This is a genomic window from Rhodococcus sp. KBS0724 (assembly GCF_005938745.2).
GTDB lineage: Bacteria > Actinomycetota > Actinomycetes > Mycobacteriales > Mycobacteriaceae > Rhodococcus_F.
In genome coordinates, this window is sequence record NZ_VCBX02000001.1 from 5,705,596 (window position 1) to 5,721,034 (window position 15,439).

A 15,439-nucleotide genomic window follows, 5' to 3' on the forward strand; every position below is an offset into this window, starting at 1 on the left:
ATTAACTACGGGGTGGTAAGAACCTGCTCGAGGGTGACCGTGCCCCCGGAAAGGCTCGCGGTCTGACCCTTGCCGTCAAGGTTTGTGGTGCCGGGCTTGAACTCGATGACGGTGGTGAAGGTGGCAGCCTGGTTCAGACCTGCCGTGTACTCCGTCACCGTGCCGTTGGCCGGCGTCACGGTGAGGAGATTCGCATCCTTCAGCGCGCCGGTCACGCCCGAGACGGCGGGCGTCAGCTTGGCCTTCAGGTTCGTTCCGACGAGATCGATCTTGTAGTTGGCGGTGTACGAGACCTTGTCGCCCGGCACAATGAGATCGGTTGCCGGGGCGAAGGTCTGACCGTCCTTGAGTCCGCCGACCCACTTCCAGGAACCGGCAGTGGTCTGCTCAACAGCCATCGAGCCTGCAGTGACGGTCTGCGCGGGACCAGCGGTGGTGGATGCGTTCCACGCAGCCATGGTGCCCGCGCCGCCGGCGAGGAGCAGTGCAGCAGCGCCAGCGGCGACAGCACCCTTGGTGGTCTTCTTCATCTGATGTGTCCTTTACTTGAACAACCAACGCCAGTGCGGGAATGCACTGGCGGTACATCGAGAGTTCCGGCCACCAATCGGCCGTGCCTCGTGGTCCAACCCGATCGCTCGAGCCGGGTCAGCTGTGCAACACGCCTGGGCGCATCAGCTGAAGTTTTTGTGGGGCAGGGGCTCTCGCCCCTGCCGGGGGTGTACTGTCGAACGTCCGGTGAATCGTGAGCGACTAGCTGCCGAAGATGTCCAGGCTGCCCAGCGAGCCGGTGCTGCTGCCGAGGCTGCCGCTGCTGCTGCCGCCGGGATCCGTGGTTTCCGCCGTCACCTTCACCGTGACCGAGGTAGAGGCCGGGCTGGTCCCGCCGTCGTTGGTCGCGGTAGCAGTGATTGGGTGATCGCCGACCGCGGTGATCGTCAGGTCGCAGCTGAAGTTGCCACTCGCGTCTGCGGTGGCTGTGCAGGTCGCGCCGCCGCCCGTGACGGCAACGGTGCTGCCGGGCTCGGCCTTACCGGAAACCTTGACCGGCGTACCCGTCTCGACCTCGGCCGCGCCGAGAGTCAGGCCGGTGGGAGCAGCGGGTGCAATTACGAGTTCGTCCTCGACAAGCACGAGGCCCCAACCGCCATTGATCTCGTTGCCCTGCACAACCTCCGAAGCCGGGAGGCCCAGGATGAAACCGACCTTCACGCCGACGTTCGTCGTGACCGACTTCTTCGCCAATTCGAGGCGGGTCGTGGCATCCTTACCCGCACCGATGACAAACTGCTGGCCCTTCTGGCTGCTGATCTCGCCCCGCACCGTCGCGTTGCCATTTTGGGTAACCGACCACTCCTCACTGAAGAGGGTGAGGGTCGCGGGTACGTCGCAGATGTTGCGGACATCGAAGGTCAACACTGTGCCCTCATCTCCGGGAACCGGGATGTAGTCGGTACCGACGGGAAGAAAGGCCCCCGGCGCGACCCACGCACCACCGCCCTGGGACATCTCGAGGCACGAGTCGGTGATGTCGTCGCCCGGAGCGGCCGAGGCGATGCTGGGCGCGAGCAGTGCACCCGAGCCAGCGAGAAGGAGTGCGGCCGGCAGCGCGGTGAACAGTGCAGTGCGCCAGGGAAGACCGGATTTGCGTCCGTCCCCGACCGGGAAAAATCGAGACATGTGAAGACTCATTTCGTCCGTCCCGTTACCGGGCGTGTGGGTTTGAAAAGACGGCAACTCCAGTTCGTGTGTGCTCGGAACCGAGCACTGTGAACAGTCGTCTGCCTTACGTGCCAATCGTGTTGCGGAAAGCTTGCGAGCCGAACCGTTAGCTATGCATGTTCTCGCTCATACCTAGCTACCAGTTGCGTCGAATCAATTTTTATCACACGTATCAGTTTTTGTGGCGGCTTTCCTGGTCAAGTGTTCAGAAGACTTTCAAACGACAGGCAGGAGCGACTTCCAGTTCCCTGACCAGGAAAATTGAAAATAGTTAGCTACGCATAGAAACTAATCTACGGAGAAAGAATTCGTAACAAAGCGGCCACTCGCTCTATGGGAGACACCTACGGCGAATCAGCGACCAGCACTGCGATGATCACACACGCCGCGATGCGGGCGACAGTGACTCTCGGGTAACTCACACCGCAAGCGCTCGAAACAGGGACATCTCCGAGAAACAAAACATCCGGCGAAGCCCTTCCAGGGCTTGGGACTCGAGATTTCCTTACCGGCACTGTTGGTAACTGCAACGGCGAGGCCATAACCGGCCTCCATCAACGTTGCGGCGTCACAATTCGACGAGGTTTCCGGTTCGCCCTGAGCGATCGGCGCTTCTGTGATATTCGTCGTCGCGATTGCACCCGGTGTTGTTGTCGGAGTGATCGACTCAGTGTTCGGACCGGTCAGGGCTTCCACCGCCGTCGTGCAGTCCGTGAACATAGCCGACGGAATAGTGGTGGCAGCGGTGATTTTCCCGTTTCCTGGCAACCCTCCTCGGGCGCGGCGACGCCCACACCCGAGGTACCGGGAAAGAAAAACTATGCTTCGAAGATCGTTTCGCCGCCAACTACAGTGCGAAGAACCTTCAGTTCCGACAGGTCAACCGGACCATCCAACGGATCGCCGTCGAGGACAACAAAATCCGCCAGCAGCCCTACTGCAATTCGGCCCTTGTCCGATCCCTCACCGGTAATGCGGGCGGCCGCAGTTGTGTAGCCGGACAACGCATCACGCGTGCTCACACATTGTTGCGCACCAAGAACGTGCCCCTTCCGCGTCAGCCTGTGGACCGCTGTATTCATGGTGAAGAGCGGATTCACCGGAGTGACCGGGCAATCACAATGCAAACCGTAGGGAAGACCGGCCGCAACCACCGACGCCACCGGGCTTATTCGCTCTCCTCTGTCCGGGCCGAGAAAACGATCGCGGTGACGGTCACCCCAGTAGTAGACGTGATTGACGAAAATAGACGCAACAACACCAACTTCGACCATGCGCTGAATTTGATCCTCGCGCAACGTTTGCACGTGCTCGAGCCGGTGCGCAATGTCGATGTCAGGGTGCGCAGCTTTTGCCCGGGCAATAGCGTCGAGTGCGTGGTCGATGGCCTGATCACCGTTGGTGTGAATCGCTACCTGGCGTCCTGCGCCGTGATGCTCACTCACCAAAGCATCGAGCGCGCCCGACGGGATTGCCATTCCGCCACAATGACATCCACCCAAATCGTGATACGGCTCGCTCAGCGCGGCAGTATGCAGCTGGATGGAACCGTCCGAAACCAGTTTCACGCCGCCAACAGTGACGTGGCTGGTCGAATCGGCAAGTTCACCCAACTGATCGTGGACGCCATGACCCAGGTACAGACGCGCACGCAAGCGCAGTTCACCCGCGTCGTCAAGCTCGCGGTAAGCGTCGTACATCTCCGAGGTGACGTACATGTCGTGGAAGCTTGTCACGCCGACGGACGCCATCACGTCTTGTGCTCCCAGTAACGCCAGCCTGGAGGCGCCCGGGGCAATGGCCGGAGCTAGATTGTGCACCAACGACATTGCCGGAATCTCACACAGCTCACCGGTAGGGGTGCCGTCGGCATCGCGGACAATCACCCCACCCTCGGGGTCGACAGTTGCGGCAGTGATCCCAGCCTTTTCCAGGGCAACCGAGTTGACATACACTCCGTGAGCAGACAAGTGACGCACCAGAATCGGGTGCTGCGTCGACGCGCGGTCGAGATCTGCCGTCGTCAATCCCCGATCCTCGGCGACGAGACTGTCGTCAAATCCCCACGCCTGAATTGCCTCGCCCGGGGGTGTCGTCTCGGCACGCGCGGCCAATGCAGCAACAACCGCGTCGATTGTCGGGCAAGCACCTGTCGTGGCCTCGACGTCACCGAGCATCAAACCCCACATCATCGGATGTAGGTGGGTTTCGATGAAGCCCGGAACCACCACCGCTCCATCCAGATCCACGACCTCCACGCTGGGGCCGGCCAGTTCCGAGATCTCGGCGTCGGATCCAACGGCCACGAATCTGCCGTCCTTGCTTGCCATGGCAGTCGGCGCAACAGTGCCGGATTCGTCCATGGTTCTGATGTCGCCGTTGATGTAGATGCGGTCGGCCGTCGCGGTCATACTCGTGTCTCCATTCGTTCACCGACAACGGGTGTCGGCTTCTTTGCTGCGGGCTGCCGCGTCGCGATAACCACTCCGGCAAGAATCAGCACCGCACCGACAATCTGCACGACACTGGGGATCTGTGAAAGTAGAAAAGCACCGAACAATAGCGCCGACGCCGATTGCAGCACCAGGCTCGCCGCAACGGAACCAGCCGGCAACCGCTGACTCGCACTTGCCACCAGCAGCCACCCCACCACCTGAGATACCAAGGCCAACAGGATGAGCCAACCCTGAGCGGGTAGAGCGGGAGCGAGATCAAGTGTTCCGGTGACAATTCCGATCACGCCGGATGTAAGTCCGGTAGCGATCGTGGAAACGAGCACCGGCAATGCAGTCCGGCCCGCAGCTCGCGTCGCCAATCCCATCAAGAAGATATACACGGCATACGCGCCGGCAGCGATCACCGCGAAGGTCGCACCCACTGCGGGGTTGGCTCCGGTAAGCGTCGTACTCATTCCGGCGACCAACGCCACGCCGACCAAAAGTAGCGGCAGACTCGTCACCAGTTCCTTTGTAATGCGCTGGCGTAGAACCACGTAGCCCAGGATGGCCACAAAGAGCACCTGCAGATTCAAGAGCACCGTCGACAAACCAGCGCCGATCGAATGAATGGCCTCATGCCACAGAACGAGGTCGATGCCGAGGAACACTCCGGCGAGAACGGCCTTGACTATCCACGGCCCCGTCGAGGTCTTTCCCGGTTGGCGGCGTCGTTGCACCCATACGAGGATCCCGAGCGGAATCAAGGCGTAAACGCACCGGAAGAAGGCGCCGGTCGCGGGCGACACTCCGGACAGGTCGTACAGGATCGATGTGAGGCCCAGAATGCATGCACCAGAGACAACCACTCGCAGATCTCGACGGCGTTGTTCGTCGTCGGTCCGCGCCGAAGCGGGTCTCGAAGATACATCATCACTCATGGTGATAATGTATCACTAGGAGTGAGAGCTGGCCCACAGGGGAAGATAGAGCCATGAGAACCCCGGTAACCCGAGAACGCGTCATCTCCGCCGCAGCCGAACTCGTGGACAGCAAAGGCCCGGACGCGCTGGTACTCAGTCAACTCGCCGACACCCTGGATGTGCGGCAATCAGCTCTCTACAAGCACGTTGACGGCGTTGACGACGTCCAGCACCAGCTCAGCCTGCTCGCCCGAAAACTACTCGCCCAGCACCTCCGCGACGCCGCCGTCGGCCTCTCGCGTGATGACGCCGTCATTGCCCTCGCCGACGCGTGGCGCAGTTTTGTTCATATCCATCCCGGGCTGTACGCAATCACCGACCGCTACCCCACAGCCCCTCACGCAGACCTCGTCGCGGCCGTGGGCGAAGTAGTCGACGTCATCAACCGAGTCATCGCCGGATACGGCCTGAGCGACGACGACTCGGAGCAGGCAGCCTGGTCGCTGCGAAGCGCACTGCACGGGTTCTGCGTCTTGGAATCTCAAGAAGGCCACCCCGCCGGCACCGATCCCGACCGCGCCTATCGGAGATTGGTCGAACTTCTCTGCGCGGGAATCAGCCGAATGTAGAACGGGTGTCGGATCTAGACGCGAAATCCCAACCCGAATGTAACCTGCCCGTCCTCGTCCACCTCGTAAATTTCTACGCCCTCATCCACGTGCGGGGCGTCCGAACCGAACGCGACAGCCACTTTCGAGCTTGCATTCCTCGTCATGTCCAACACCAGTTCCACGGACTCGGCCGGCGAGAAGTGCTCGCGCACTGCATCGATCACGTCGGCCGGGATGTAGCCGGGTTGCCACACCATCGCATCAGCAAGCGACAGTGCAGCCTTGTGACGAGCCGACAGCGCACTGTCCTGGTAGTTGTCGACCTCGTCGAAGAGGGCTTCGTCCGCACCGGCTTCCAGCGCAGAACTCATTCTCAGCGATTTGCACAATCGGCAATTGTGTTGGCGAGCTTGACGTAGACGCACCAGTTCGGTGGTGACCGGATCGAGCACCCGCAGCCGCGCCACGCTGCGCGAGAATTCCGCACTGTCCACCGACAGTTCCGTTTCGCGCCACTCCGCTGTCAGCTTCGCCTCGCTTGTCCACGGCCCGAACAGTAAGTCCAATGCGTGCAACAGACGCGGAAACCAGTCGGCGACATACACCGAAAACACGAATTCCTTGGCCTGCGAACCAAGTTCCTTGAACAACGCCGCACGCAAATCACCGTCGACATTCGACACGTCGACACTGAATTGCTCGGCAAACTCGCGCGCTACCGATTCCGGGGCGGAATGGGTAATCGGCGGCAACGGCAAGGCCGGCAGCGACAGAGTTTCGGCGCAGGTTGAACGCACCAGTGCATCCAAGGACCCGGTACTGCTGAAGATCATGCGGCGTAGCACTTCTGACACTTCCGGCGCATACCGTCGAAGTGCTTCTCCAGCATCGATACCAGTCGAGTTGTCAAACGCGTCCATAAATCGATCCCATCCAGACTGCACACAGCGCCTGCGTCGCCGCAGCCACATCAGCAGGCTTCTGATCACCAATCCAGTAGCGATCACCCATGCGGGCGATGCTCTCCAACAGAACAAGCGCCAGCATGCGACTGTCGGCACCAACCGGCGCCCGGCCCGATTCACGTTCCGAGTCGATCACTGCAGCAACGGGTTCGACAAATCCTTCCAACCCACGATTCCACAGGTCATCCACCCCGGGGTCCGACGATCTGGCGTCACGCATTGCCCGGAACAAATGCGGGTGGCGCATCCAGGTGTCACGAACCGCGCCCATCATCTGCCCGATCTGGCGTGCAGGATCATCAGCCCCACCCGAATAGATTGCCGATGCGGCCGCAACCTCTTCGTCCACGACCTTGCTGAGTTCACTGACCGCCGCGGCCTTGTTGTCGAAATAGAAGTAGAAGGCCGAACGGGTTACGCCCGCAGCCTTGGAGATATCGCGGACGTTCAGTTCGTTGAGAGTGGTTGCCTCCAAGAGGTTTTCCAAGGCTCGCAGGATCGACTCGCGTCGAAACTCGCCTTTGTCCGACCTTCCGGAATCAACACCGTCTCGCACAGCCGATTCCACATTCCACCTTCAGATTCGTCAGTTTGTGAGCCGAACCACATCGTATGAACATTTTTGACACGTGTCAATAGTGCGGAATTCAGCGCGCTCAGCGGCCGAAAAGGCCAAGTCCCACTCACTGGGACCGGTGTTATCGCACCCCCGTCTCATGCTGTTGCCTCTCCCTCATCCACTGTCGCCTTCCTGCAATTCTGCAGTGCACCTGGCGATTTCATCCCACAAGCGCCGGCGCCAATCTCACCGAGACAAGGATCCACCATGACGAGTACCGTCCCCGCCGTCACCGAACACCCCAGTGCCCCCTTCCCCTGGCCCCGCCCTCCGATCGACCCACCGGCGGAGTACCAGTGGCTACGCGAGAACGCCCCCATCACGCGAGTCGAGATCTTCGGCGGCGAATATGCCTGGCTCGTCACCCGTTACGACGACGTGCGCTCCATCCTGTCCGACCCGCGTGTCAGTGCCGACAGCCGCAATCCCGGATATCCCCGATTCGGCGCGCCGCCCGAACCTGAGGACCAACGCCTGTTCCTGCGCATGGACGGAGCCGAGCACGAGATCTTCCGCAACCTGCTTGCCAAGAACTTCACGCTCACCGCGATGAAGAAGATCCGTCCTGCGCTGCAGGAACTCGTCGACACCACCATCGACACCATGTTGGCTTCACCCGAAGGCCACACCGATTTCGTGAAATCCGTTGCACTCCCCATCCCGAGCACGGTTCTCAGCTGGATCCTGGGCGTGCACGCCGAGGATCGCGCTTTCTTCAACAAAGCCGCCGACGAAGCGCTGATGGCCAACGATCTCACCAACCCCGACGCCATGAGCCGCGCCATTGCAGCCATGAACGACCTACGCGGGTATATCCGCAAGATCGCGAACGAACGAGCGGCACTTGATGATCCGGGTGACGACATCATCGGTCAGCTGGTAGCCGCCGAACGCGCCGGCACCATCACCATGATGGACGTCGAGAACTCCGGATTCCTCCTCATCATCGCCGGGCACGACACCACCACCAACATGACCGCACTTGGCATGTACACATTGCTGCAGCACCCCGAGCAGTGGGCGCAGATGCAAGAGAACCCAGCCTTGGTCCGCAACGCCGTCGAAGAACTGCTGCGCTACCTGACCGTCGTCCACCTGGTCATCCTCCGGTCCTCCACCGAGGACATCGAAATCGGCGGCGTCACCATTCCCGCCGGCGAGGCCATCATCCCGCTCAACCTGTCGGCCAACCGCGACGACGCCCATTTCCCCGGTGCAGATGCTCTCGACATCCATCGAAAAGCCCGTGATCACTTCGCTTTCGGCTACGGGGTTCACCAGTGCATCGGCCAGGCGCTGGCTCGTCTCGAACTGCAGATCATCTTCGAAACTCTCGCTCGCCGGGTGCCGACGCTGAAGCTAGCCGTCGAGCCCGAGGAACTGCAGTTCAAGGCGTGGTCGGGCATCAACGGAGTCTTTTCGCTCCCCGTCACCTGGTAACCATCTCCCTATGTCAGGAGCATCACCCATGATCAGTTTCACCGGCAAAACTGTTGTCCTCACCGGATGTTCGTCCGGAATCGGGGCTGAGGCAGTCACCAAACTGGCCGCTCTCGGCGCAAGCGTCATCGGTGTCGATCGAGTTGCCTCGACCGACAACTCGATCAGCCAGATGATTGTCGGCGACCTCTCCACTCAGTCGGGTGTCGCGGACATCGCCGCGCAGATCGACGGCCCCGTCGACGTGCTGATCAACAACGCCGGCGTCGCGGCAACACTCCCGTGGCGAACCGTCATGTCGATCAACGCGCTCGCTCCGCGTGATCTCACTCGCCTTCTCCTGCCCAAATTTGCCGTTGATCCGGCAGTGGTCACCACCGCGTCGCAGGCAGGTTTCCTGTGGCAGCAGAACTTTGCCCGACTCAATGCCTTTCTCGCCATCGATAACTGGGACGACGCCCTCGAATCTCTCGCAGACTTCCCCGGCATCGACGAGGTCTGCTACAACCTCTCCAAGGAAGCCGCCATCATCAATGCGGGCAACCTGGCCGTCGACGGCAAGCACATCGGACTGCGTTCCAACTCCGTTTCGCCCGGCACCGTCGGAACACCGCTCCTGAAGGACTTCACGGCCACTATGGGCGACGCGGCCATCTCCGGCGCCGTAACGTGGGCAGGCCGCCACGCCCGGCCAGGCGAGATCGCCGACGCCATCATCTTCCTCGCGTCCTCCGACGCGGCCTGGATCAGCGGCGCTGACATCCCGATCGACGGCGGATTCAGCGCCATGATCTTCCGTTCGTACATCGCGCCGGCCATGGCCGCGATGACCGCCAGCGCCTAGTCAGGAGAACCACTATGAGTACCGACAATGAATTGATCTCGATCAATCCGGCGACTCTCGAGGAGGTAGGGCGCACCGCTGTCACCACGCCGGCCGAACTCGATGCGAAAGCTGTTGCCGCCCAATCCGCGTTCCAGGCCTGGCGAACCTCGAGAAGCACCAGGCAGGGTCTACTCGCTGCCTGTTCCTACGAATTGATGCGGCAGTCCCCGGCGATCTCCGCGCTCCTCACTGCGGAGCAGGGTAAGTCGCTCACCGATTCGAGCGGTGAAGTCTGGATCTCGGCCCGGTGCCTCGCACACTTCGCCCGCCTCGACTGGGCCGACGAATCGCCGGCCCCGCCCTCGCCGATACGCGAAGCGCGAATTCAGCACCGCCCGCTGGGCGTCGTTGCCGCTATCGTGCCGTGGAACTTCCCGATTTTCCTGATGATGGCCAAGATTGCGCCGGCACTGGCTGCGGGCAATACAGTCCTGGTCAAACCTGCGGAATCGGTGTCGCTGGTAGTCGGTGAAGTGGTCCGCATCCTGCAAACCATTCTTCCCGAAGGCGTGCTCGACATCGTCTACGGCGGCTCGGATACCGGCAAGTCGTTGATCGAACATCCTGCCGTGCGCAAGGTCTCGTTCACCGGTTCCACGGGGGTTGGCAAGGCGATCATGAAGCAGGCTGCCGATACGATCACCCCGGTCACTCTCGAACTGGGCGGCAATGATCCCGCGATCCTGCTCGACAGTGCAGATATCAACTACGCTGCAGGGTTTTTGGCGCATTCAGCCTTCTTCAACAGCGGGCAGATGTGCATCGCTCCCAAGCGTGCGTACGTTCCCGCAGACAAGGTCGACGCCTTCTGCGCCACGTTCGAAGCCGTCATGTCGACCATGGTCGTGGGCGACGGGGCCGCAGCCGGAACCACGGTCGGGCCGTTGCACAATTCTGCGCAGCTCGAGTATGTGCAGGGTCTGCTCGACAAGGCCCGAGCTGACGGCGCAGACATCACGGGCGGAAACCGAATAACCACTCTGCCCGGCTATTTCATGGAACCCGCTCTGGTGCGCGGAGTCGACGATACCAGCGACATCGTCGAATTCGAGCAATTCGGTTTGGCATTCCCCGTCGTGGCTTACACCGACGTCGACGATGTTGTCTCCCTCTTGAACAGCCAAGAGTTCGGGCTCGGCGCATCTGTCTGGGGCGAACAATCCGCCGCAATCGAAGTTGCCGAACAGATCGACGCCGGTCAGGTGTGGGTCAATACCCACAACGCCCTTGAAGTCGAACTTCCCTTCGGCGGAGTGAAGAGCAGCGGCTTCGGCCGGGAAGGTGGCGAAGCCGGCGTCCACGATTTCCTGGAAACGCGGGTAGTGAGTGTAAAGCTGTAACGCACTATGCGCCTTTATCAACCGCGGGCGGTTGATAAAGGCGCACAGCAGGGCTTAGTCGATCTGCAACGCGACGCCCTTGGTTTCCTTCACGAAGAACACCGTGACAAATGTGATCAGGGCGCAGAACACGAAGTATCCGGCGGGCGCAAGATTGTTGTCCGTCACGCTGATCAGGTACGTCGCGATGAACGGCGCGGTACCACCGAGAAGCATATTGGTGACGTTGTTACCCAAAGCCAGACCGCTGTAACGCACTGATGCCTTGAGCATTTCGACGTAGGTTACGTACGACGCACCGTTGACTACGGAGACGCAGACGAACAGAATCGACTGACCGGCCACTGCGGCCCACGTTCCCGAACCGGCCATCAGCATGAACATCGGGACACCCAGGACGACCGACGCGGCGCTACCGGCAAACAACACCGGACGACGGCCGTACTTGTCTGCCATGTAGCCGGCGATGGGCAGTGTGATCACGCCGAGCACCAAGGCGAGCGACGTGGACAGGAATGCCACCTGCTTGGAATGTCCGCCGGCAGTCTGGAGGTACGTCGCGGCGTACACCGAAGCGATGTAGTAGCCACCGGTGATGAGCGCTCCGAGAAGGATGATCTTGACTACGCTGCCACCTGAACTGCGCAGCAGTTCCTTGATCGGGAGCGACTCGGTCTCGCCCTTTTCCTTGAGCTCTTCGAACTGCGGGGTGTCTTCCATCTGGCTACGAATCCAGATACCGATGCCACCGATCAGCAGGCTGAGCAGGAACGGCAGACGCCATGCCCATTCGAGGACCTGCTCTTCGGAGAACACTGACGTGAGGCCGAGAGCGATCAGCGACGCCGCAAGAGAACCCAGGTAGGTGCCGGTGTTGACCATCGACGTCTGGGTTGCGCGCCAACGCGCCGGAGCGGACTCGGAGACAAAGGCGTTTGCACCGCCAAGCTCACCGCCGGCCGCAAAGCCTTGAAGGCAACGAGCCAACACCAGGATCGATGTCGCCCACATGCCCAACGTGGCGTAGGTCGGAAGCAGGCCCATTCCGGCGGTTGCGATGACCATCAGCAAGATGGTCCAGGACAGCGCATTCTTGCGTCCATAGCGGTCGCCGATATGGCCGAAGAAGATTCCGCCGGGCACACGGAGGAAGAAAGCCACGGCAAACGCCGCGAAGGTACCGAGTAGCGCGGCATTCGGATCGGATGAAACGAAGAACAGCGCGGCAATGGTGGTTGCCATGTATCCGTAGATACCGAAGTCGTAATACTCGACAACGGTACCGACGACGGCCGCGCGAATTACCTTGACGGTTGACTGGCCTTCGGCTGGAGCGCTCTCTTCGACGCCCCCGGCTCGCGCCATGGTCTCATTCTCTGACATGTTGGTCCCTACTGACTGAAGTCGTGCAGCGCAAACGATAGACGTCAGGCGTGCGCAATGGAATTGACCGGTACGCCCGCGGCGCTGGTCTTCGTGAAACTCGCCGCATTGCGTCCCGCAATACGACCCATGGTCAGAGCGTTTGCAACTGCGTTGCCACCGCCCACATATCGCAATCCCAAGATGCCGGCACCGGCCTCACCGGCTGCGTAGAGCCCCTCGATCGGGACCCCGGTTTTTCCGAGAACTGCTGCACTGCTGTTGATTTCCAGGCCCGCGTGGGTGCACACCAGTTCGGCGGGAAGAATCTTTGCCGCGTAGAACGGTGCCGTGCCGATCCGGTCCGGATTGCCGACCGCGCCCTTGTTTCGCAACGTGCGATGACGCAGAAAATCGTCGTCGTATCCGTTTGGCAACTGCTCGTTCCAACGATCTACCGTTGCCACCAGCGTCGGCGCCGGTACGCCGATCAGTTCGGCAAGTTCCTCGATCGTGTCGGCTCGAAGCGTACGACCGGCTTCAGCTTCTTCTGCGACGCGCTCGGGGTTCCAGTCGGCATAACCGGGAGTCTGAGTCACTCGGGCGTTCTCGTCGAAGACCATCCAGCCGTAGCCGCCTTGCTGGTCGATGATGCCCGTCGAGACCGCGTACGAGCTGTCCTCGTCCATAAACCGCCGACCGTCCTGATTGACGTTGACCCGGGACTTCGGCGGGAAACCGGACTGCCAGTGATGGAACCGCTGGAAGTACACCGTTGGCATGATGAGACCCCAGCCGTCACCGGCAACCGAAGCGCCCAAGTCCTTGGCAAACCGCAGGTGGTCACCACGACTACCGTCGGCAGCAACGACGAACAACGATTCTCCGGCGTGGTTGGCGTCGGGGAAATAGCGATCGACAAGCGTCGGATCCTGAGCGAAGCCACCGGAAGCTACGACGACAGCACCGGCCGGAACCTCGATATCGTCCGCCACTACGCCGACAACCCGACCGTCTTCCTCGATCAGCTTTTGCACCCGCGTCCCGAAGATCACTTCGATGCCGTGCTTACGCCGAGCCTTGTCGAGTACCTGAATCAGACCGTATCCCTGGTCTTTCGGGACGTGGCCACGCCAGACATCTTCGACTCCGGCCTGCGCCAGACCTGGCTGGTGTGCGTTACCCGAGATCGCGGCTGGGATCTCGACGCCGAGGCCGATAAGCCACTCGAGCGTGGGTGCGGCATTTTCGCAGAACGCACGAATCAATCCGGGTGCAAGCACCCACTGGTTGAGATCCATGTAGTGCTGGAAGAACTTCTCCGCGGTGTCGTCGATGCCCAGTCCCGACTGCACACTCGTACCGGCTGCGGTGAAGATACCGGCGGACAGTGCTGTGGAGCCACCGAGTTCGGTCTCGGATTCGAACAGCAACACGGAGGCGCCTTCTTCAGCGGCTGATACCGCAGCTGCGAGTCCCGCTCCGCCGCCACCGATGACAACGACATCCCAGTGATCACTCATGAAAGTTCTCCAGTCTCCGCGATGATGCGGTGGTACAAGCCGTTCGAGACCAGCCCGCCGTCCACGGTGATCTCGGTTCCGCTCGTGTAGGTCGACTTGTCGGACAACAGGAACAGGACGGCCTCGGTGATCTCGTCCAGAGTTGCTATGCGCCCGAAGGGCACTGACTTGAGTGACGCAGCAACAAAGCTGTCAGCACCACCGAGCAGTGCCGTACCGACCAAACCCGGGTGCACCGAGTTGACGCGAATTCCCCACTGCGCAAAGTTGCCTGCCGCTGATTTCGACAGCCCGGTCAGGCCCCATTTGCTCGACGAGTACGCGGGTGAGAAGTATCCGATCTGTCCCGCGATGGACGAGATGTTGACGATGGATCCACCTCCGCTCTCCTGCATCAACGGAGCTACCGCCTTCATGCCGTAGAACGGCCCGAAGAGGTTGATCTTCATGGTCAGTTCCCAGATGTCATCGGGAGTGTCCATGAATTCGAGACGCCGCGAGATACCGGCGTTGTTGATCAGTCCGCCCAGTTCACCATGGGCGGAGCGGATTTCGTCGACAACCCGGGCCCACGCTGCGGGGTCGGTGACATCGAGCGAATGCGCGGACGCCGAACCTCCGTCGGCGATGATCTCCTCGACCAGAGCCGAGGAATCCGCGACGTCCGCAATGCAGACGTGGGAACCACGCGCGGCAAGCGTACGAGCGTGGTGCGCTCCCATACCTCCCGCGCCACCCGTAACAAGTACTACGCCTGGATAATTCGTGGTCTCAGACATGCCGCGAACCGCCGTCGACCGCAATGCTGTGGCCGGTCACGTAACGTGCGCTGTCCGAGAGCAGGAACAACACCGGGCCGAAGACCTCTTCCGGGGAACCCAAACGGTGCAGCGGGACAGCGTCGAGAGCCTTGGCAAGTGCGGCCGGATCTTCCTGGACCCACTTGGTCATGGCGGTGTCGATATATCCGGGTGCGATGGAGTTGACACGAAGTCCCTTGTCGCCGAACTCAACTGCGAGCGACTCGGTAAGGTGTGCGACGGCTGCCTTCGACGTGCAGTACGCACCGCGTCCCTTGCGGACGCGCAGAGCGGACACCGAAGACATGTTCACGATGGCACCACCGGGCTGCATGTGGCGCGCAGCCGCCTGAGCTCCGTACAGAACACCTTCGACGTTGACGCTCAAGGTCGCACCGATTTGCTCGGGCGTGATCTCTTCAGCCAGTGCAAACGGGAAGATACCGGCGTTGTTGATCCAGAAGTCGACCTGTCCGAACTCCGCGAGTGCCAGCTTGGCCAGCGTTTCATGATCCTCGGGCTTGGTGACGTCAACACGGGCGCCGACCACACGGCCAGGCTTGTCCGCCAGGGAGTTTGCACTCAGCGCAGCGTTGATGGTCTCGGCCGTTGCCAGCATCTGCTCTTCATTGATGTCTGCCCCGACCACGTTGACTCCGCGTGACGCCAGACCTTCGGCGAACGTCGCACCCATTCCTTGGGCAGCGCCGGTCACTACGGCAACCTTGCCTGCCAACTCGGGGTACACCGCCAACATTTGTGTGGCAACGGTGCGGCCCGGGTTCGTCTGATCAGCGCTAACGGTCATGATGT

General features: G+C 61.2%; 14 protein-coding genes. 4 read left to right on the forward strand and 10 right to left on the reverse strand.

Going from position 1 to position 15,439, the window contains the following annotated elements; all coding sequences use genetic code 11:
• Nucleotides 1-5 precede the first annotated feature (5 nt).
• The 4 genes from FFI94_RS26165 to FFI94_RS26180 all read right to left on the reverse strand — a co-directional run bounded on the left by FFI94_RS26165 (nt 6) and on the right by FFI94_RS26180 (nt 5,098).
• Entirely contained in the window at nt 6-530 is a 525-nt protein-coding gene (locus FFI94_RS26165) for an alternate-type signal peptide domain-containing protein (protein WP_092803711.1), read from the reverse strand.
• Nucleotides 531-753: 223 nt separating this feature from the next.
• A complete protein-coding gene (locus FFI94_RS26170; RefSeq protein WP_138870369.1) occupies nt 754-1,680 on the reverse strand; it encodes an Ig-like domain-containing protein in 927 nt (308 codons plus the stop codon).
• A gap of 860 nt (nt 1,681-2,540) precedes the next feature.
• Nucleotides 2,541-4,133 carry an amidohydrolase gene (locus FFI94_RS26175; protein ID WP_138870371.1) on the reverse strand — a complete coding sequence of 531 codons (1,593 nt, stop codon included), beginning with the start codon at nt 4,131-4,133 and terminating at the stop codon, nt 2,541-2,543.
• Nucleotides 4,130-5,098 (reverse strand): DMT family transporter, encoded by a 969-nt coding sequence (locus FFI94_RS26180; protein WP_138870372.1) that lies wholly within the window; start codon nt 5,096-5,098, stop codon nt 4,130-4,132. Before FFI94_RS26180 ends, FFI94_RS26175 begins: the two co-directional genes overlap by 4 nt.
• Before the next feature lie 53 nt (nt 5,099-5,151).
• On the opposite strand from FFI94_RS26180, the gene FFI94_RS26185 reads away from it, so the two are divergent.
• On the forward strand, nt 5,152-5,709 hold the full coding sequence (locus FFI94_RS26185; RefSeq protein ID WP_138870373.1) for a TetR/AcrR family transcriptional regulator: 558 nt from the start codon (nt 5,152-5,154) through the stop codon (nt 5,707-5,709).
• Nucleotides 5,710-5,723: 14 nt separating this feature from the next.
• Here the strand turns inward: FFI94_RS26185 and FFI94_RS26190 are convergent, their stop codons facing one another.
• Together FFI94_RS26190 and FFI94_RS26195 are read right to left on the reverse strand one after the other, a co-directional pair.
• Nucleotides 5,724-6,545 (reverse strand): carboxymuconolactone decarboxylase family protein, encoded by an 822-nt coding sequence (locus FFI94_RS26190; RefSeq protein ID WP_260684336.1) that lies wholly within the window; start codon nt 6,543-6,545, stop codon nt 5,724-5,726.
• A 52-nt stretch (nt 6,546-6,597) separates the two neighbouring features.
• Nucleotides 6,598-7,224: a TetR/AcrR family transcriptional regulator gene (locus tag FFI94_RS26195; protein ID WP_138870375.1), complete on the reverse strand. Its 627-nt coding sequence runs from the start codon at nt 7,222-7,224 to the stop codon at nt 6,598-6,600.
• 258 nt (nt 7,225-7,482) lie between these two features.
• Between FFI94_RS26195 and FFI94_RS26200 the strand changes: the two genes are divergently transcribed.
• Genes FFI94_RS26200 through FFI94_RS26210 form a run of 3 tightly spaced genes read left to right on the forward strand, consistent with a single transcriptional unit; the run spans nt 7,483 to nt 10,941 of the window.
• The gene (locus FFI94_RS26200) at nt 7,483-8,715 is read left to right on the forward strand and encodes a cytochrome P450 (RefSeq protein ID WP_138870376.1); all 1,233 of its coding nucleotides are present in this window, start codon (nt 7,483-7,485) and stop codon (nt 8,713-8,715) included.
• A gap of 28 nt (nt 8,716-8,743) precedes the next feature.
• A complete protein-coding gene (locus FFI94_RS26205; RefSeq protein ID WP_185993324.1) occupies nt 8,744-9,559 on the forward strand; it encodes an SDR family oxidoreductase in 816 nt (271 codons plus the stop codon).
• Between the two features lie 14 nt (nt 9,560-9,573).
• Complete coding sequence (locus tag FFI94_RS26210) at nt 9,574-10,941, forward strand: aldehyde dehydrogenase family protein (RefSeq protein WP_138870378.1); 1,368 nt, start codon at nt 9,574-9,576, stop codon at nt 10,939-10,941.
• 54 nt (nt 10,942-10,995) lie between these two features.
• Here the strand turns inward: FFI94_RS26210 and FFI94_RS26215 are convergent, their stop codons facing one another.
• The 4 genes from FFI94_RS26215 to FFI94_RS26230 all read right to left on the reverse strand — a co-directional run bounded on the left by FFI94_RS26215 (nt 10,996) and on the right by FFI94_RS26230 (nt 15,434).
• Nucleotides 10,996-12,306: an MFS transporter gene (locus FFI94_RS26215; RefSeq protein WP_260684337.1), complete on the reverse strand. Its 1,311-nt coding sequence runs from the start codon at nt 12,304-12,306 to the stop codon at nt 10,996-10,998.
• A gap of 62 nt (nt 12,307-12,368) precedes the next feature.
• The gene (locus tag FFI94_RS26220) at nt 12,369-13,826 is read right to left on the reverse strand and encodes an FAD-dependent oxidoreductase (RefSeq protein WP_138870380.1); all 1,458 of its coding nucleotides are present in this window, start codon (nt 13,824-13,826) and stop codon (nt 12,369-12,371) included.
• Nucleotides 13,823-14,605, reverse strand: a complete 783-nt coding sequence (locus FFI94_RS26225; protein ID WP_138870381.1) for an SDR family NAD(P)-dependent oxidoreductase — start codon at nt 14,603-14,605, stop codon at nt 13,823-13,825. Before FFI94_RS26225 ends, FFI94_RS26220 begins: the two co-directional genes overlap by 4 nt.
• Nucleotides 14,598-15,434, reverse strand: a complete 837-nt coding sequence (locus FFI94_RS26230) for an SDR family NAD(P)-dependent oxidoreductase (protein ID WP_138870382.1) — start codon at nt 15,432-15,434, stop codon at nt 14,598-14,600. Before FFI94_RS26230 ends, FFI94_RS26225 begins: the two co-directional genes overlap by 8 nt.
• Nucleotides 15,435-15,439 lie beyond the last annotated feature (5 nt).

Bases quoted from the DNA above. Each gene is read 5' to 3' on its own strand.
- FFI94_RS26170 (WP_138870369.1), bottom strand. From the start codon at position 1,680: ATGTCTCGATTTTTCCCGGTCGGGGACGGACGCAAATCCGGTCTTCCC.
- FFI94_RS26200 (WP_138870376.1), top strand. From the start codon at position 7,483: ATGACGAGTACCGTCCCCGCCGTCACCGAACACCCCAGTGCCCCCTTC.
- FFI94_RS26225 (WP_138870381.1), bottom strand. From the start codon at position 14,605: ATGTCTGAGACCACGAATTATCCAGGCGTAGTACTTGTTACGGGTGGC.
- FFI94_RS26185 (WP_138870373.1), top strand. From the start codon at position 5,152: ATGAGAACCCCGGTAACCCGAGAACGCGTCATCTCCGCCGCAGCCGAA.
- FFI94_RS26215 (WP_260684337.1), bottom strand. From the start codon at position 12,306: ATGGCGCGAGCCGGGGGCGTCGAAGAGAGCGCTCCAGCCGAAGGCCAG.
- FFI94_RS26205 (WP_185993324.1), top strand. From the start codon at position 8,744: ATGATCAGTTTCACCGGCAAAACTGTTGTCCTCACCGGATGTTCGTCC.
- FFI94_RS26165 (WP_092803711.1), bottom strand. From the start codon at position 530: ATGAAGAAGACCACCAAGGGTGCTGTCGCCGCTGGCGCTGCTGCACTG.
- FFI94_RS26230 (WP_138870382.1), bottom strand. From the start codon at position 15,434: ATGACCGTTAGCGCTGATCAGACGAACCCGGGCCGCACCGTTGCCACA.
- FFI94_RS26210 (WP_138870378.1), top strand. From the start codon at position 9,574: ATGAGTACCGACAATGAATTGATCTCGATCAATCCGGCGACTCTCGAG.
- FFI94_RS26180 (WP_138870372.1), bottom strand. From the start codon at position 5,098: ATGAGTGATGATGTATCTTCGAGACCCGCTTCGGCGCGGACCGACGAC.
- FFI94_RS26175 (WP_138870371.1), bottom strand. From the start codon at position 4,133: ATGACCGCGACGGCCGACCGCATCTACATCAACGGCGACATCAGAACC.
- FFI94_RS26220 (WP_138870380.1), bottom strand. From the start codon at position 13,826: ATGAGTGATCACTGGGATGTCGTTGTCATCGGTGGCGGCGGAGCGGGA.